Origin of the sequence: Enterobacter sp. 01-M-02-SI-ECC (genome assembly GCF_047530595.1) — a bacterium.
GTDB lineage: Bacteria > Pseudomonadota > Gammaproteobacteria > Enterobacterales > Enterobacteriaceae > Enterobacter > Enterobacter cloacae_M.
In genome coordinates, this window is record NZ_JBLKCZ010000002.1 from 438,940 (window position 1) to 455,930 (window position 16,991).

The 16,991-nt window shown below is 53.4% G+C and carries 16 protein-coding genes; 13 read left to right on the forward strand and 3 right to left on the reverse strand.

Annotation, left to right across the window (positions count from 1 at the left end; all coding sequences use genetic code 11):
* Positions 1-137 precede the first annotated feature (137 nt).
* On the reverse strand, positions 138-641 hold the full coding sequence (locus ACMWLG_RS05210) for a non-heme ferritin-like protein (protein WP_023312270.1): 504 nt from the start codon (positions 639-641) through the stop codon (positions 138-140).
* A gap of 787 nt (positions 642-1,428) precedes the next feature.
* Between ACMWLG_RS05210 and araF the strand changes: the two genes are divergently transcribed.
* The 5 genes from araF (at position 1,429) to otsA (ending at position 7,384) form a co-directional block, all read left to right on the forward strand.
* Entirely contained in the window at positions 1,429-2,418 is a 990-nt protein-coding gene (gene araF, locus ACMWLG_RS05215) for an arabinose ABC transporter substrate-binding protein AraF (protein WP_003859687.1), read from the forward strand.
* Between the two features lie 71 nt (positions 2,419-2,489).
* Complete coding sequence (gene araG, locus ACMWLG_RS05220; RefSeq protein ID WP_045619926.1) at positions 2,490-4,004, forward strand: L-arabinose ABC transporter ATP-binding protein AraG; 1,515 nt, start codon at positions 2,490-2,492, stop codon at positions 4,002-4,004.
* 14 nt (positions 4,005-4,018) lie between these two features.
* Positions 4,019-5,005, forward strand: coding sequence for an L-arabinose ABC transporter permease AraH (gene araH, locus ACMWLG_RS05225; protein ID WP_023312268.1), 987 nt, complete (start codon positions 4,019-4,021; stop codon positions 5,003-5,005).
* 176 nt (positions 5,006-5,181) lie between these two features.
* On the forward strand, positions 5,182-5,985 hold the full coding sequence (gene otsB / locus ACMWLG_RS05230) for a trehalose-phosphatase (RefSeq protein ID WP_023312267.1): 804 nt from the start codon (positions 5,182-5,184) through the stop codon (positions 5,983-5,985).
* Positions 5,960-7,384, forward strand: a complete 1,425-nt coding sequence (otsA, locus tag ACMWLG_RS05235) for an alpha,alpha-trehalose-phosphate synthase (RefSeq protein WP_029741334.1) — start codon at positions 5,960-5,962, stop codon at positions 7,382-7,384. Before otsB ends, otsA begins: the two co-directional genes overlap by 26 nt.
* A 15-nt stretch (positions 7,385-7,399) precedes the next feature.
* Here the strand turns inward: otsA and uspC are convergent, their stop codons facing one another.
* Positions 7,400-7,828, reverse strand: coding sequence for a universal stress protein UspC (gene uspC, locus ACMWLG_RS05240; RefSeq protein ID WP_023312265.1), 429 nt, complete (start codon positions 7,826-7,828; stop codon positions 7,400-7,402).
* Between the two features lie 795 nt (positions 7,829-8,623).
* On the opposite strand from uspC, the gene flhD reads away from it, so the two are divergent.
* The 6 genes from flhD to cheW all read left to right on the forward strand — a co-directional run bounded on the left by flhD (position 8,624) and on the right by cheW (position 14,056).
* On the forward strand, positions 8,624-8,974 hold the full coding sequence (gene flhD / locus ACMWLG_RS05245; protein WP_023312264.1) for a flagellar transcriptional regulator FlhD: 351 nt from the start codon (positions 8,624-8,626) through the stop codon (positions 8,972-8,974).
* Between the two features lie 2 nt (positions 8,975-8,976).
* A complete protein-coding gene (flhC, locus tag ACMWLG_RS05250; RefSeq protein ID WP_013096051.1) occupies positions 8,977-9,555 on the forward strand; it encodes a flagellar transcriptional regulator FlhC in 579 nt (192 codons plus the stop codon).
* Positions 9,556-9,678: 123 nt separating this feature from the next.
* Complete coding sequence (gene motA / locus ACMWLG_RS05255) at positions 9,679-10,566, forward strand: flagellar motor stator protein MotA (RefSeq protein ID WP_008500417.1); 888 nt, start codon at positions 9,679-9,681, stop codon at positions 10,564-10,566.
* Positions 10,563-11,492 (forward strand): flagellar motor protein MotB, encoded by a 930-nt coding sequence (motB, locus tag ACMWLG_RS05260; RefSeq protein ID WP_008500418.1) that lies wholly within the window; start codon positions 10,563-10,565, stop codon positions 11,490-11,492. The genes motA and motB overlap by 4 nt, the downstream gene beginning before the upstream one ends.
* A gap of 4 nt (positions 11,493-11,496) precedes the next feature.
* The gene (gene cheA, locus ACMWLG_RS05265; RefSeq protein ID WP_023312263.1) at positions 11,497-13,533 is read left to right on the forward strand and encodes a chemotaxis protein CheA; all 2,037 of its coding nucleotides are present in this window, start codon (positions 11,497-11,499) and stop codon (positions 13,531-13,533) included.
* A 19-nt stretch (positions 13,534-13,552) separates the two neighbouring features.
* On the forward strand, positions 13,553-14,056 hold the full coding sequence (cheW, locus tag ACMWLG_RS05270; protein ID WP_023312262.1) for a chemotaxis protein CheW: 504 nt from the start codon (positions 13,553-13,555) through the stop codon (positions 14,054-14,056).
* A 104-nt stretch (positions 14,057-14,160) separates the two neighbouring features.
* On the opposite strand, the gene ACMWLG_RS05275 is transcribed toward cheW, so the two are convergent.
* Entirely contained in the window at positions 14,161-15,426 is a 1,266-nt protein-coding gene (locus tag ACMWLG_RS05275) for a dicarboxylate/amino acid:cation symporter (protein WP_033145875.1), read from the reverse strand.
* A 428-nt stretch (positions 15,427-15,854) separates the two neighbouring features.
* On the opposite strand from ACMWLG_RS05275, the gene ACMWLG_RS05280 reads away from it, so the two are divergent.
* Positions 15,855-16,427, forward strand: a complete 573-nt coding sequence (locus ACMWLG_RS05280; RefSeq protein WP_045404424.1) for a spore coat U domain-containing protein — start codon at positions 15,855-15,857, stop codon at positions 16,425-16,427.
* Positions 16,428-16,439: 12 nt separating this feature from the next.
* Complete coding sequence (locus ACMWLG_RS05285; RefSeq protein WP_045356795.1) at positions 16,440-16,988, forward strand: spore coat U domain-containing protein; 549 nt, start codon at positions 16,440-16,442, stop codon at positions 16,986-16,988.
* The last annotated feature ends 3 nt before the right edge of the window (positions 16,989-16,991 follow it).

The window sequence follows — 16,991 nt, forward strand, 5'->3', positions numbered from 1 at the left end:
GTAAATCGCCGCTTCGGCGATTTACAGCCGGACCAGGACATCGCTGTAAGTTATTCACTTGCCTGATACAAAATTCATCGCTTCAGGTTAATAAATTTCTGGGAAACCCTCAGCCCGGTTGGAGCAGATTAAAAAACTCAGTGGTGCTGTACCGCCACAATGTCGAGCAGATGACGGTCGGTTTGCTCAGGACATAAACCCGCCTGCTGCGCATTATGGATCTCATCCGCCAGCGTCTTCAGCAGCATGCCATCCTGCTGCTGCTCTTTGTCCATATCACGTAAGAATTTGAGCGTCGTAATGTCCTGCTGCGCTTTGGCTTCATCGGCCAGTTTGCTGAGCGTGCTGCAACGTTGCTCGTACTCTTCAAGCGTTTTCTGAAACAGTTCTTCCAGGCAGGAGTAGTTTTCGTTGATCCCATCAAGGGCTTTAACGACAGGATTTGCCCCTGCGGCTTTCAGAAAATTGAAGACACGCATCATATGGGTGACGTTACTTTGCGCCTGCGAGCGAAAGAATGTAGCAGACCCCGTAAGACTATTCTCGGCACACCACGCACTTAAGTGAAGGTGCAGGTTCGAGGCGTAGAACTCAAGGTTCATCTGCGCGTTAAGTTTTTGCATCATCGTTTGGGTAGCCATACTCATATCCTTATTGACTGTGGGACGTGATGTCCGTTGCTTAACCTGAGCGCCAGGCAAATACGAAGAAAAGAGCAGAAATAGACATTCTGCCGTGACCGAAGTCGACCGAAATTCACTTCCTGTGTTCGATATAAATAAGCATACCCTTGTCTTGAGTCTAAGAAAACTCTTAATCAGGCTGTATTTACCATACATTACAAAGTTTAATATAGTACATAAATACAATTAGCTCGCCATGAATTGAATGTGACTTAATAAGCTAATAATTAAGGATTTTTATCATTAAGGCACACTGTTACTCTTTCGGGGATATTAAGTTGGAATATTACTCCGAGAAAAAGAGAAATACGGTTTAATCGTTTCGAATATATGATGTGCCAAAAAAATTGCGCTAAATCAATTTCTGCGAAATAACGTTTTTACAGGTGCGTTGTACATCCTTGATGAAAAACATGTTGAACCCCTTTAACGCCAGCTGCGTTTTGCCCGCTGAGGGGCATCAGGGATATCTTGGCTAATCTTATGGATAATTCTGCTTAACCCCTTTCTATTTGTCTGACAAATCCCGCATTTTTTATGTCATTTTTCGCTGAATTTATGTACGCAATTACTGTAATTCTGCGGTGTGATGGGGCTCTCTTATGGATGATTAATTTCCCGCTAAAACTATCACCAGCAATAACGCTTATGACGAGGTAAGCGCTAATGCCTTGTTTTAAGTCCGATTAAATAAGAAGCACGCACTTATTCCCTACAGAAAAGAATGCTAAAGCTGGAGTTTACCATGCACAAATTTACTAAAGCGCTGGCGGCCATCGGTCTGGCTGCCGTTATGTCACAATCCGCTATCGCTGAGAATTTAAAACTCGGTTTTTTGGTAAAACAGCCCGAAGAGCCCTGGTTCCAGACTGAATGGAAATTCGCAGATAAAGCCGGGAAAGATTTAGGTTTTGAAGTCATTAAAATCGCCGTGCCTGACGGCGAAAAAACCCTGAACGCCATCGACAGCCTTGCGGCCAGCGGTGCAAAAGGTTTCGTTATCTGTACCCCTGATCCAAAGCTGGGATCGGCGATTGCGGCGAAGGCGCGCGGTTACGACATGAAGGTCATCGCGGTTGACGATCAGTTCGTCAACGCTAAAGGCAAGCCGATGGATACCGTCCCGCTGGTCATGATGGCGGCGACAAAAATTGGCGAACGCCAGGGCCAGGAGCTCTATAAAGAGATGCAAAAGCGCGGCTGGGATGTCAAAGAGACCGCGGTAATGGCTATCACGGCTGACGAGCTGGACACCGCCCGTCGTCGTACTACCGGTTCAATGGATGCGCTGAAAGCAGCCGGCTTCCCGGAAAAACAGATCTATAAAGTCCCAACCAAATCCAACGATATCCCGGGCGCTTTCGACGCCGCGAACTCTATGCTGGTCCAGCATCCGGAGGTCAAACACTGGCTGGTGGTCGGCATGAACGACAACACCGTGCTGGGCGGGGTACGCGCGACGGAAGGCCAGGGCTTCAAGGCGCCTGACGTGATCGGGATTGGCATCAACGGCGTTGACGCCGTCAGCGAGCTGTCCAAAGCGCAGGCTACCGGCTTCTACGGTTCTCTGCTGCCGAGCCCGGACGTTCACGGCTACAAATCCAGTGAGATGCTCTACAACTGGGTAACCAAAGGGGCCGAACCGCCGAAATTTACCGAAGTGACCGACGTGGTGCTGATTACCCGCGACAACTTCAAAGAGGAGCTGGCGAAAAAAGGGCTGGGCGGTAAGTAATACGCTGTGATTGTGCCCCTCATGCTTCGTGAGGGGCCAGACGTACACACTACAGGAATCACGGAGACGTTATGCGACAGTCTGATCCGTATCTCTCTTTTCGCGGCATCGGGAAAACTTTCCCCGGTGTTAACGCGCTGACCGATATCAGCTTCGACTGCTATGCCGGCCAGGTTCACGCCCTGGTGGGGGAAAACGGCGCGGGGAAATCCACGCTGTTGAAGATCCTCAGCGGCAACTATGCACCTACGACCGGCACGCTGGCCATTCGCGGCGAAGAGGTGGCGTTTGCCGATACCACGGCGGCGCTCAATGCCGGGGTTGCGATCATCTATCAGGAGCTGCACCTCATTCCTGAGATGACCGTGGCGGAAAACATCTATTTAGGACAGCTCCCGCATAAAGGCGGAGTGGTAAATCGTTCGCTACTTAATTATGAAGCGGGGCTGCAGCTTAAACACCTGGGTCTGAACGTCGATCCCCAGACGCCGCTGAAATATCTCTCCATCGGCCAGTGGCAGATGGTTGAAATTGCCAAGGCGCTGGCGCGTAACGCCAGAATTATCGCCTTCGATGAGCCCACCAGTTCGCTCTCTGCGCGTGAAATAGAAAATCTGTTCCGCGTGATCCGCGAATTGCGTCAGGAAGGCCGTACGATTTTGTATGTCTCGCACCGCATGGAAGAGATATTTGCCCTGAGCGACGCCATCACCGTCTTTAAAGATGGGCGCTATGTGCGCACCTTTACCGACATGCAGCAGGTTAACCATGACCAGCTTGTTCAGGCGATGGTCGGACGCGAGCTGGGTGATATTTATCACTGGCAGCCGCGTCAGTATGGCCCTGAACGCCTGCGCCTGGACAGCGTCAAAGCGCCGGGCGTGCGCACGCCTATTTCGTTATCCGTTCGCAGCGGCGAAATTGTCGGCCTGTTTGGTCTGGTGGGGGCGGGGCGCAGTGAATTAATGAAAGGCCTGTTCGGTGGAACCCGTATTACCGAAGGGCAGGTTTCTATTGACGGTGAACGGGTCGATATCCAGAAACCGGCCCACGCGATCGGGGCGGGCATGATGCTCTGCCCGGAAGACCGTAAAGCAGAGGGCATTATTCCGGTGCATTCGGTACGCGACAACATCAATATTTCCGCCCGCCGCAAGTTTATTCGCGCAGGCTGCCTGATAAACGATGGCTGGGAGTCGAGCAATGCCGACCACCATATTCGCTCGCTGAATATTAAAACGCCGGGTCCGGAACAGCTGATCATGAATCTGTCAGGCGGAAACCAGCAGAAGGCGATTTTAGGCCGCTGGCTGTCCGAAGATATGAAGGTCATTTTGCTGGATGAGCCGACGCGCGGTATCGATGTGGGGGCAAAACACGAGATTTATAACGTGATCTATGAGCTGGCAAAACGCGGCGTGGCGGTGCTCTTCGCCTCCAGCGATCTGCCGGAGGTGCTTGGCGTGGCCGACCGCATTGTGGTGATGCGTGAAGGCGAAATTGCCGGTGAATTACTTCATGAACAGGCGAATGAACAACAGGCGTTGAACCTCGCCATGCCTAAAGTCAGCCAGGCTGTCGCCTGAGTAAGGAGTTAATGATGTCCTCTGTTACTACATCCGGAGCGCCTAAGTCGAAGTCGGCGCTGAGTTTTGGACGTATCTGGGATCAGTACGGCATGCTTGTGGTCTTTGCCGCGCTGTTCCTCGCCTGCGCGATCTTTGTTCCTAACTTTGCCACCTTCATTAATATGAAGGGGCTGGGGCTGGCCATTTCCATGTCCGGGATGGTGGCCTGCGGGATGCTGTTCTGTCTGGCCTCCGGCGATTTTGACCTGTCGGTAGCGTCGGTGATTGCCTGTGCGGGCGTCACGACGGCAGTGGTGATCAACATGACGGAGAGCCTGTGGATTGGCGTTCTGGCCGGTCTGCTACTCGGCGTCATCAGCGGTCTGGTGAACGGGTTTGTTATCGCACGCCTGAAGATTAACGCCCTGATCACCACGCTTGCGACAATGCAAATTGTCCGCGGGCTGGCCTATATTATCTCCGACGGTAAAGCTGTGGGGATTGAAGACGAGCGCTTCTTTACCCTGGGTTACGCCAACTGGCTGGGTCTGCCTGCGCCAATCTGGCTGACCGTGGCCTGCCTGATCCTGTTCGGCTTCCTGCTCAACCGGACCACCTTTGGCCGCAATACGCTGGCGATTGGCGGTAACGAAGAGGCCGCTCGTCTGGCCGGGGTGCCGGTAGTGCGAACCAAGATTATTATCTTTGTGCTCTCAGGGCTGGTTTCTGCCGCTGCGGGAATTATTCTTGCGTCGCGCATGACCAGCGGCCAGCCGATGACCTCTATTGGTTACGAGCTGATCGTGATTTCGGCCTGCGTTTTAGGGGGCGTTTCCCTCAAGGGCGGCATCGGAAAAATCTCATATGTGGTGGCCGGTATCCTGATTTTAGGCACGGTAGAGAACGCCATGAACCTGCTGAATATTTCGCCGTTCTCGCAGTACGTCGTGCGTGGCCTGATCCTGCTGGCAGCGGTGATTTTCGACCGTTACAAGCAAAAAGCGAAGCGTACCGTTTAGTCCTTTTCCCCACCTTTTATTGCTCAACTTATAACCATAGTTGACCCCTTAACCGCCTCGCCAGTAATACTGGCGGGGCGGTTGTCAAATGGCGAGCCACGTCACACTGTCTATACTCACATGACTATGAAAGAGGTAAAGGCGTTTACCTCTCGTAAACCGTAAGGAGGAAAAGGGTGGCTGACTTGTTAACCGCACCGCCTGTACTGCCCGGAAAATATGCTTTCTTTTTTGACCTCGACGGGACGCTCGCCGGGATCCAGCCGCATCCTGACGACGTGGTCGTCCCGGATACGGTGCTAGAGAATTTGCAGCAGCTCTCAAGACTGAACGAGGGCGCATTGGCATTGATTTCAGGGCGCTCAATGGCCGAGCTGGACGTGCTCGCCAGTCCTTACCACTTTCCGCTAGCCGGTGTACACGGAGCGGAGCGCCGCGATATCCATGATCAACTGCACGTTGTATCACTTCCTGAGACCTTAATTAAGGCGTTACACACTCAACTCTCCTCGGCGCTTGAGTCGCTTCCGGGCACTGAACTGGAAGAGAAGGGCATGGCTTTCGCTTTGCACTATCGGCAGGCACCGCATCACGAGGCGGCGGTCTTTGCGATTGCTCGCAGCGTGGCCGATGCACACCCGCAGCTCGCGCTGCAGCCGGGGAAGTGCGTCGTTGAGATAAAACCTGAGGGGATTAATAAAGGTGCTGCTATTGCGGCGTTTATGGCGGAACCGCCATTTAAGGGACGTACACCGGTATTTATTGGCGATGACCTGACCGACGAGGCCGGGTTTCGCGTGGTGAATCAGGCCGAAGGGATCGCCGTCAAGGTGGGGCCTGGTGACACCGTTGCCGAATGGCGACTGGCGGATGTCGCCAGCGTCTGGCAGTGGATATCTGACATCGCTAACCAGCAACAACAACAAATAGCGCAAAGCAAAGGGGGAAACCATTATGGGTCGCTTAGTCGTCGTCTCTAACCGAATCGCACCGCCTGACGATAAAAAAGCCAGTGCAGGTGGCCTGGCGGTAGGGGTGTTAGGTGCCTTAAAAGCCGCTGGCGGGCTGTGGTTTGGCTGGAGTGGAGAAATCAGTGAAGAAGAGAAACCGCTCAAAAAGGTGACGCGCGGAAACATTACGTGGGCTTCATTTGCATTGAAAGAGAAAGACTATGACGAGTATTACTCGCAGTTCTCAAATGCCGTCCTGTGGCCTGCGTTCCACTATCGTCTTGACCTGGTCAAATTCCAGCGTGAATCCTTCGAAGGCTACTCGCGTGTGAATGCGCTGCTGGCGGATAAACTGCTGCCATTAATCGAAGAAGACGATATTTTATGGATCCACGATTATCACCTGTTGCCCTTCGCGCGCGAGCTGCGAAAAAGAGGGGTAAATAACCGCATTGGCTTCTTCCTGCACATCCCGTTCCCTACGCCGGAAATTTTTACCGCGCTGCCGCCGCATGAAGAGCTGCTGGAGGCGCTGTGCGATTACGATTTGCTGGGCTTCCAGACCGAAAATGACCGCCTCGCTTTCCTTGACTCCGTGTCTGGCAAAGCGCGTCTGGTGACCAAAGGCGGGAAAACCCATACGGCGTGGGGGAAAACCTTCCACACCGAGGTCTATCCAATAGGGATTGAACCTGACGAAATCGCGGAGCAGGCTTCCGGCCCGCTGCCGCCGAAGCTGGCGCAGCTTAAGAATGAACTCAAGCACGTGAAAAATATCTTCTCGGTTGAGCGTCTTGATTATTCCAAAGGGCTACCGGAGCGCTTCCTGGCGTATGAAACGCTGCTGGATAAATACCCGCAGCATCACGGGAAAATCCGCTATACCCAGATCGCGCCGACGTCGCGCGGTGAGGTTCAGGCCTATCAGGATATTCGCCATCAGCTGGAGACAGAAGCAGGGCGCATTAATGGCCGCTACGGCCAGCTGGGCTGGACGCCGCTGTTTTACCTGAATCAACACTTTGACCGTAAGATCCTGATGAAGGTCTTCCGCTATGCGGACGTTGGGCTAGTCACGCCGCTGCGCGACGGGATGAACCTGGTGGCGAAAGAGTATGTGGCGGCCCAGGATCCTGCCGACCCGGGTGTTCTGGTGCTTTCCCAGTTTGCCGGGGCCGCAAATGAGCTCACGTCGGCGCTCATCGTTAACCCTTACGACAGGGATGACGTGGCTAACGCGCTGAATCGCGCCCTGACAATGCCGCTCACGGAACGTATTTCCCGCCATGCTGACATGATGGAAACAATCCGGAAGAACGATATTAACCACTGGCAGGCGCGTTTTATTCAGGATCTCCGGGATATCGCTCCGCAAAGTCATGAAGGCGATCTGCAAAAAAAGATCGCGACCTTCCCTAAACTCGCCTGATTTACTGCTGGGGGGTTAATGCCCCCCAAGCGGCACTAATAGCACATCGACCTGGCTCGACGCGACAATAGATTTCGCCGCGCAGGCTGCCCGCGATAAAAAGCTGTGGTTATGGTTCCCGCAAATCACTAAATCAATATTTTGTTTACGACACATATCGAGAATATGGGCGTTAAGTTCCCCGGTCGCAATAACGGTCTCATAAACAGGATATTGTGCCTTTTCCACTAATTCGCGCAGAAATTGCTGCGTTTCTTCCTGCAGAACCTCGCGAATATCCTCCAGCATGGGGGCGGCCAGCTGATTATACATCTCCGGCTCGGCAGCGAGCGTGATGAGGCTGATGCGGGCATTGTGGGGTCTGGCAATGGAAACTGCCCGGGCGACGAGCTGATGGCTTTCGGGGGAAACTGCAACGGAAACAAGAAGATGGGAGTAACTCATGGCGCACTCCTTGGATGTCTGAAAGACAGCGTTTAACCACCTTTACCGCGAAATCTCCGGTTCTGCAAGAGCAGATTACGACATTAGTGTGAAGCTTATCATAATTATTCATTAATTATTCTTATAAGAAGAATAACTGAAAAATGCGCCTAAATGAAAAAAATTAACAACTTAACGTAAATCACACAAATCCACGCTTTGACTGTTAAATCGTTTTGATGCGTTACAAACTCATTTCGAATGATCACGTCCTGAAACAACTTTTTTGTACTAGCTGCATAACTATATGTTTTTTCACGGTAAGAAAAATGTTTCCAGGAGAGGGGCCTGATGTAAATGTTTCCGCGCGGCGCTTACGGCAGGAAAAGCACGTTGCATGCCAGTTCGGATCACCCTTCTGCATGAGTATTCGTCAATTAAGAATACAAAACAGTACTGATTGTCTAAATATTGAACAAATTACAAGTCATACTGATGGATTTATGGGTCATATTCACTTAAATTGTGTGACGTGGATCACATTTTTTTTTAAATTTGAGGGTGGCTGGATTGTATGTGTCAAAACTGACGAGTAGAGTTTGCGTCGAATTAGGAAAAATCTTAGTTATTTGTAAGAAATGATAAATCATGTAAGAGACGCATTCGCGGTTTCTCTCTTACGGTTTCAGTGAATACAAACCTAAATTCAACTATGCATTTAGCCTTTTCTTTTTTATACCGGGTGATTTCCCGGCGACATCACGGGGTGCGGTCTTTCCGCATAAAAATAATAGTTGGTTATTCGGGATGGGAACAATGCATACATCCGAGTTGCTAAAACATATCTATGACATCAATTTGTCGTATTTACTGCTCGCGCAGCGTTTGATTAGTCAGGACAAGGCGTCCGCGATGTTTCGTCTGGGTATTAACGAAGAAATGGCAACCATGCTGGGCGGCTTAACCCTCCCGCAGATGGTTAAACTGGCTGAAACGAATCAACTGGTTTGCCAGTTCCGTTTCGATGATTCGCAGACAATAACGCGTCTGACGCAGGAATCCCGTGTGGACGATCTCCAACAGATCCATACCGGTATTCTTCTTTCCACTCGCTTGCTTAACGAAATCAGCCAGCCTGATGACGCAGCCCGTAAGAAAAGGGCCTAGCAATGAGCGAGAAAAGCATTGTTCAGGAAGCGCGTGACATACAGTTGGCCATGGAGCTGATTACGCTGGGTGCTCGTTTACAAATGCTGGAAAGCGAGACTCAGCTGAGCCGTGGTCGTCTCATCAAGCTGTACAAAGAGTTACGTGGTAGTCCCCCGCCGAAAGGCATGCTGCCGTTTTCTACCGACTGGTTTATGACGTGGGAGCAGAATATTCATGCTTCCATGTTCTGTAATGCCTGGCAGTATCTTCTCAAAACCGGTTTGTGCAGCGGCGTTGACGCCGTAATCAAAGCGTACAAACTTTACCTTGAACAATGCCCACAGCAGGAAGAAGGCCCTCTGCTGGCGCTGACCCGCGCATGGACGCTGGTGCGTTTTGTTGAGAGCGGAATGCTTGAACTGTCGCGCTGCAACTGCTGCGACGGCAATTTTATTACCCATGCTCATCAGCCTGCAGGCAGCTTCGCCTGTAGTTTATGTCAGCCTCCATCCCGCGCAGTAAAAAGACGTAAACTTTCCCGGGATGCTGCCGATATTATTCCACAACTGCTGGATGAACAGATCGAACAAGCTGTTTAACCCGAACGTGTGGGAAAGATTCCAGCAGCGGTAAGCAATTACCGCTGCTTTTTTTTACCCCGCAAACGGTAAACGCTGCGAGCTGGACGTCCTTGCCATAGTCACTAGCGGAAGGATGATGTCGTGCTTATCTTATTAGGTTACCTGGTAGTTCTCGGTACAGTTTTCGGCGGTTACATGATGACCGGCGGGCACCTTGGAGCACTCTATCAACCGGCTGAACTTATTATCATCGGCGGCGCAGGGGTAGGGGCTTTTATCGTTGGTAACAACGGTAAATCGATCAAGGGCACGCTGAAAGCGATTCCGTTGCTGTTCCGTCGCTCGAAATACACCAAAAGTATGTATATGGATCTGCTGGCATTGCTCTATCGCCTGATGGCGAAGTCGCGTCAGCAGGGCATGTTCTCGCTTGAACGGGATATTGAAAACCCGAAAGAAAGCGAAATTTTTGCCAGCTATCCGCGAATTCTTGCTGACGCCATGATGCTGGATTTCATCGTCGACTATCTGCGACTCATCATCAGCGGCAACATGAATACCTTCGAAATCGAAGCGCTGATGGACGAAGAGATTGAAACCCACGAAAGCGAATCTGAAGTGCCGGCCAACAGCCTGGCGCTGGTCGGCGACTCGCTTCCGGCATTCGGTATCGTTGCCGCGGTAATGGGCGTGGTTCACGCCCTGGCCTCGGCAGACCGTCCGGCAGCCGAGCTGGGCGCGCTGATTGCCCACGCGATGGTGGGGACTTTCCTCGGTATTTTGCTGGCGTACGGCTTCATTTCGCCGCTGGCGAGCGTTCTGCGCCAGAAGAGCGCGGAAACCACCAAAATGATGCAGTGCGTGAAGATCACGCTGCTCTCTAACCTCAACGGTTACGCGCCACCGATCGCGGTTGAGTTTGGCCGTAAAACGCTTTACTCCAGCGAGCGTCCGTCGTTTATCGAGCTTGAAGAACACGTGCGTGCGGTGAAAAACCCAAACCAACAGACGACAACTGAGGACGCATGAAAAACCAGTCCCATCCGATCGTCATCGTAAAAAAACGCAAGCACAAGGGCGGCGGGCATGGCGCGCACGGCTCGTGGAAAATTGCGTACGCCGACTTTATGACCGCAATGATGGCGTTCTTTCTGGTGATGTGGCTGATCTCCATTTCCAGCCCAAAAGAACTGATCCAGATTGCCGAATATTTCCGTACGCCGCTGGCAACGGCGGTGGCCGGTGGGCCGCGTATCTCTAACAGCGAAAGCCCGATCCCGGGCGGCGGCGATGATTACACACAGCAGAAGGGTGAGGTGAAAAAAGAGCCGAACATCGACGAGCTGAAAAGAAAGATGGAGCAGGCGCGTCTGAAGAAACTGCGTGGCGATCTCGATCAGCTGATTGAGGCGGATCCGAAGCTGCGCGCGCTGCGCCCGCATCTGAAGATCGACCTGGTGCAGGAAGGGCTGCGTATTCAGATTATCGACAGCCAGAACCGCCCAATGTTTAAAACCGGGAGTGCGGAAGTCGAACCCTACATGCGCGACATTCTGCGTGCCATTGCACCGGTGCTGAACGGCATTCCTAACCGAATCAGCCTGTCAGGACACACGGATGATTTCCCGTACGCCAGTGGGGAGAAAGGATACAGCAACTGGGAGCTTTCTGCCGATCGTGCCAACGCCTCGCGTCGCGAGCTGGTGGCAGGTGGGCTTGATGATGGCAAGGTACTGCGCGTAGTCGGCATGGCCGCAACCATGCGCGTTTCCGACCGCGGGCCGGATGATGCCATCAACCGTCGTATCAGTCTTTTAGTGCTGAACCAGCAGGCGGAGCAGGCCATCCTGCATGAAAACGCCGAAAGTCAGAATGAGTCACTGGACGATTTAAAACAGCCTGGGGCCGTTCCTTCGGCTGCCGTTCCAACATCGCCACCAGCCAATCCGAGGTGATAGCGTGAGCATGGATATTAGCGATTTTTACCAGACATTCTTTGATGAAGCCGACGAATTGTTGGCCGATATGGAGCAACACTTGCTCGATTTGGTGCCCGAAGCACCGGACTCCGAGCAGCTCAATGCCATCTTCCGCGCGGCGCACTCTATTAAAGGCGGAGCCGGAACCTTTGGATTTACCATCCTGCAGGAAACGACCCATTTAATGGAAAACCTGCTTGATGAAGCACGACGCGGTGAGATGCAGCTCAATACCGACATTATCAACCTGTTTTTGGAAACCAAAGATATTATGCAGGAACAGCTCGACGCCTATAAAAGTTCGGCAGAGCCTGATGCCGCCAGCTTTGAATACATCTGTAACGCGCTGCGCCAGCTCGCCCTGGAAGCAAAAGGTGAGGTCGCAGCAGCCGTTGTCCCTGCGGCGAAACTGAGCGTTGTCGATGCGGTTGCTGCCGACGAGGCCGCGCCAGCCGCTGCACAAGCGGGCAAACTGCGCGTTGTGCTGTCACGTCTCAAAGAGAATGAAGTTAACCTGCTGGAAGAAGAGCTGGGTAACCTGGCGAAATTAAGCAACGTGGTAAAAGGCAAAGACAGCCTTGCCGCGACGCTTGATGACGGTATTGGCCAGGACGATATCGTGGCGGTACTGTGCTTTGTGATCGAAGCTGACCAGATCGCTTTCGAAACCGAAACGGCTGCGGTTGACGTCCCTGCCGCTGCGGAAGAGGTGGCCTCTGTCGCTCAGGCCGCCGCACCGGCTGTGGCTCCTGCGGCTCCGGCGCTGAAGGCCGTGCCAAAAGAGGCCGCGGCACCTGGCCGTGGTGAAAAGCCTGCCGCGCGCTCCAGCGAGTCAACCAGTATCCGCGTTGCCGTTGAGAAGGTCGACCAGCTGATTAACCTGGTGGGTGAACTGGTGATCACCCAGTCGATGCTGGCCCAGCGTTCTAACGAACTGGACCCGGTCACGCATGGCGATCTGATCACCAGCATGGGCCAGCTGCAGCGTAACGCCCGCGACCTGCAGGAATCGGTCATGTCCATCCGTATGATGCCGATGGAATATGTCTTCAGCCGCTTCCCGCGTCTGGTTCGCGACCTTGCCAGCAAGCTGAATAAACAGATTGAACTGACCCTGATGGGCAGCTCAACCGAACTGGATAAGAGCCTGATCGAGCGCATTATCGACCCGTTAACGCACCTGGTGCGTAACAGTCTCGACCACGGTATCGAACTGCCGGAAAACCGCATTGCCGCCGGTAAATCCCCGGTCGGCAACCTGATCCTCTCCGCGGAACACCAGGGCGGAAACATCTGCATCGAAGTGACCGACGACGGCGCGGGTCTTAACCGCGAGCGCATCCTGGCAAAAGCGATTTCGCAGGGAATGGCGGTCAATGAAAACATGACCGACGAAGAAGTGGGCATGCTCATCTTCGCGCCGGGCTTCTCTACCGCAGAGCAGGTGACCGACGTCTCCGGGCGCGGCGTGGGCATGGACGTGGTGAAACGTAATATCCAGGAGATGGGCGGCCACGTTGAGATCCAGTCTAAACAGGGTTCCGGCACCACCATTCGCATTCTGCTGCCGCTGACGCTGGCGATCCTCGACGGCATGTCTGTCAAAGTGGCGGACGAAGTCTTTATCCTGCCGCTGAACGCCGTGATGGAATCCCTGCAGCCGCGTGAAGAAGATCTGCATCCGCTGGCGGGCGGCGAGCGCGTGCTCGAAGTGCGCGGTGAATACCTGCCGCTGGTGGAACTGTGGAAAGTGTTCGAAGTGGACGGGGCGAAGACAGAGGCCACGCAGGGCATCGTTGTGATCCTGCAAAGCGCGGGCCGTCGCTACGCGCTGCTGGTCGATCAGCTGATTGGCCAGCACCAGGTGGTAGTGAAGAACCTCGAAAGCAACTACCGCAAAGTGCCGGGTATTTCTGCCGCCACCATTCTGGGTGATGGTAGCGTGGCGCTGATCGTCGATGTGTCGGCGCTTCAGGGTTTAAATCGTGAACAACGTGTGGCGTACACAGCCGCCTGATTAAGTAGAAGGTAATAACATGACCGGTATGAGTAATGTAACGAAACTGGCGGGCGAGCCATCAGGGCAGGAATTCCTGGTATTCACTTTAGGCGATGAGGAGTACGGCATCGATATCCTGAAAGTGCAGGAAATCCGTGGTTACGACCAGGTTACCCGCATCGCTAACACGCCTGCTTTTATTAAAGGTGTCACCAACCTGCGTGGTGTCATTGTGCCAATCGTGGACCTGCGCGTGAAGTTCAGCCAGGGCGACGTTGACTACGACGACAACACCGTGGTGATCGTTCTGAATCTGGGGCAGCGCGTGGTAGGTATCGTGGTGGACGGCGTATCTGATGTGCTTTCCCTGACCTCTGACCAAATTCGTCCTGCGCCGGAGTTTGCGGTCACGCTGTCGACCGAATACCTGACCGGCCTGGGCGCGCTCGGCGAGCGTATGCTGATCCTGGTGAACATTGAGAAGTTGCTGAACAGCGATGAGATGGCGCTGCTGGATATCGCCGCGAGTCACGTAGCGTAAGTAAATGCAAAACGGCAACCCAGGTTGCCGTTTTTTGTGTTTGCTCCCTCTCCCTGTGGGAGAGGGCAGGGGTGAGGGCATCAGGCCTCACCCTTTTTTTCACCTTACGCTTCCTGCTTTACCAGCTCAGCTTCTGCTTCCGCTTCCCGCGCGCCTTCATTCTGCGACAGCATTGCGGTTGCGATCCCATTCCCCAGCACGTTAATTGCGGAACGGCCCATATCCAGGAAGTGGTCGATCCCCATCAGCAGCAGAATACCCGCCACCGGAATGTTAAAGCTTGGAATGGTTGCTGCCAGCACTACCAGGGATGAACGAGGCACGCCCGCAATCCCTTTCGACGCCAGCATCAGAGTCAGCATCAGCACCGTCACTTCAGAGAAGCTCAGGTGAATGTTGTACGCCTGAGCGATAAACATCGAGGCGAAAGAGCAGTACACCATCGAACCCACCAGGTTGAAGGAGTAGCCAATCGGCAGAACGAAAGAGGCGATGTTGCGCGAGCAGCCAAAGCGCTCCAGCTGCTCCAGCGTTTTCGGGTAGGCGGCTTCAGAGCTGCTGGTGGTAAACGCCACCAGGACCGGGTCTTTCAGCATGCTGACCAGGCGAAACACCTCTTTTTTCAGCACCATGTAGCCCACGGCCAGCAGCACCATGCAGGTGAGAAGAATGGCAACATAGTAGCCGCCAATAAAGGAGGCGTAGTTCAGCAGAATGCCCAGACCCTGCGTGGCAATGACGGATGAAATCGCCGCGAAAATGGCCAGCGGAGCAACGTACATTACGTAACCCGTTACCTTCAGCATGATATGGGAAACCACATCCAGCGCGGCCACCAGCGGCGCGTTGAATTTTTGCCCCAGCGACGCGCCGCCGATGCCGAAGAACATCGAGAACACCACAATCTGCAGGATCTCATTGTTCGACATCGCCCCCGCGATACTGGTCGGAATGGTGTGCGACAGGAACGCTTTCAGCGTCATGCCGCCAACGGCCAGGCCGGTATCTACCGCTTCTGTCGGAACCGTCAGGTTCAGACCGCTTCCCGGATGCTCCAGCGTGACGATGAACAGGCCAACCAGAATAGAGAGCACGGATGAGCTGATAAACCACACCATCGCTTTGCCGCCAACGCGGCCAATGGTGGAGGTTTCGCCCAGCTTCATAATGCCGACGGTGAGCGTGCTGAAGACCAACGGTGCAATGACCATTTTGATCAGACGGAGGAAAATATCGGTCAGAAGGGTAATATTATCCGACCAGGCTTTGATGGCATCCGCAGATGCATACTCATGAATTGCTGCCCCTGAAAGAATACCCGCCAGCATGAATATCACGATGAAGAGTGTGAGTTTGTTTGCACTTGCCACGAAAAAAGACCCTCTATGCGCTTCAGATGTAGCCCGCATCAATACATATAAATTTTTTATTACGATGCGGGAAGTTATTCGGCACATAAATTGACGCAAAGTGTAGGGGGATACAACTCCTTTTTAAGTTTTATTAATTTTGTTGTTAATACGCTGACGATATATTGTGATCGTCGTCACACTTTAATGGATATATTCTCCCCTGATATAAAAAAAACGCTGCCTGAATTTATTTAACTTACTGTTATTTATAATAAAATTTAGTCAATAAGACATATGCCTTATGCGTTAAGGGGCAGGTGGTCGAAGCGATATCCGTAAACTAAATTCTCAGTAACCCCTCAGAGGAACGTTAAGCGGGGCTAACATCTTGAACGACAAAAATAAAATGTGGCAAGGGAACGGAGACGTCTTCTGGAGGGTGGTAAATGAAAAGAAAACTCCTTTTGATCGGCGCAGGCACCTTACTGACTGCGACAATGGCCCATCAGGCGCTGGCCGTCACCAGCAGCGGCACCATCGGTGCAACGCTGACGCTGACAAACGGGTGTCTGATAAACGGCTCGCCCGCACAAAGTGGCATTAACTTCGGTACGCTCGATTTCGGTACCCATCCGGCAACCTTTTCCACGCTTACGACGCAGCTGAGCGGCGCCAGCGGCGGAAACACCTTCACCATTCAATGTACGACCGCCAGCTATACGGTCGCGATCACCGGTAATACCCACTCCACCGCGCCCGGCTCGGTTGTCGGTTCGCCGGGCACGCCTGAACGCTATCTGGTGAATACGGCCAACGCGGCACAGGGCGTGGCTTACAGCTTGTACAGCGACAGCGGGTTTAACACCGTGATTGCCAATAACGCCGCGCTGCCGATCGCCTCTACGGCCGGAGGGGTGGACAGTTACACCCTCTACGGACGGATTACCGGCGGCGGTAACAGCGTGACGGTCGTTCCGGGAACCTACACCGACACGATTAACGTCAGCGTCACCTACTAGTCCCGAACCGCCATGAAGGCATCTCTCACAGGTCTGCGCAAATGCGCAGAGGGACGCGTGCAGCCTTTTTTCGCGATGATCGTCGGATTGCTCATGATGCCCACGGCGGATGCGGTGACATCCCAGTCCTTTAAGGTCAGCGCGACGATTGTCCCGGGATGCGCGGTGGCCACCGGTAGCGGAGGGCTTCTCGGTACGCTGGATTTTGGCAGCCATAACGGCGTCGAGAGCGCGCCGGTCAGCACCAGCTTTGTGCCAAACGGGGCGTTGTCTATTGCCTGTACGCCAGGCGTGGCGCTGAGCATGAGCATTAATGGCGGTCAAAATTATTCATCCGTTCGTCGCATGAAGCGCGCGAACGGCGTCGATATGGTGCCATACCGGCTCTACAGCAGCAGCTCGCTGGCCGCGAACAGCGAAATTGGCGTCAACCAGGCGATAGCGGTGACCTATACCAACAGCAATAACATCGCGCTGCCGCTTTTTGGCGTGGCGCTACTGACCGGGTTTAGCCCGGCGGGAACCTATTCCGATCAGCTCACCGTGACCTTGTCATGGTAATAA

Coding starts and splice junctions, on each gene's coding strand:
- ACMWLG_RS05210 (WP_023312270.1), bottom strand. CDS start 641: ATGGCTACCCAAACGATGATGCAAAAACTTAACGCGCAGATGAACCTT.
- araF (WP_003859687.1), top strand. CDS start 1,429: ATGCACAAATTTACTAAAGCGCTGGCGGCCATCGGTCTGGCTGCCGTT.
- araG (WP_045619926.1), top strand. CDS start 2,490: ATGCGACAGTCTGATCCGTATCTCTCTTTTCGCGGCATCGGGAAAACT.
- araH (WP_023312268.1), top strand. CDS start 4,019: ATGTCCTCTGTTACTACATCCGGAGCGCCTAAGTCGAAGTCGGCGCTG.
- otsA (WP_029741334.1), top strand. CDS start 5,960: ATGGGTCGCTTAGTCGTCGTCTCTAACCGAATCGCACCGCCTGACGAT.
- uspC (WP_023312265.1), bottom strand. CDS start 7,828: ATGAGTTACTCCCATCTTCTTGTTTCCGTTGCAGTTTCCCCCGAAAGC.
- flhD (WP_023312264.1), top strand. CDS start 8,624: ATGCATACATCCGAGTTGCTAAAACATATCTATGACATCAATTTGTCG.
- flhC (WP_013096051.1), top strand. CDS start 8,977: ATGAGCGAGAAAAGCATTGTTCAGGAAGCGCGTGACATACAGTTGGCC.
- motB (WP_008500418.1), top strand. CDS start 10,563: ATGAAAAACCAGTCCCATCCGATCGTCATCGTAAAAAAACGCAAGCAC.
- cheW (WP_023312262.1), top strand. CDS start 13,553: ATGACCGGTATGAGTAATGTAACGAAACTGGCGGGCGAGCCATCAGGG.
- ACMWLG_RS05280 (WP_045404424.1), top strand. CDS start 15,855: ATGAAAAGAAAACTCCTTTTGATCGGCGCAGGCACCTTACTGACTGCG.
- ACMWLG_RS05285 (WP_045356795.1), top strand. CDS start 16,440: ATGAAGGCATCTCTCACAGGTCTGCGCAAATGCGCAGAGGGACGCGTG.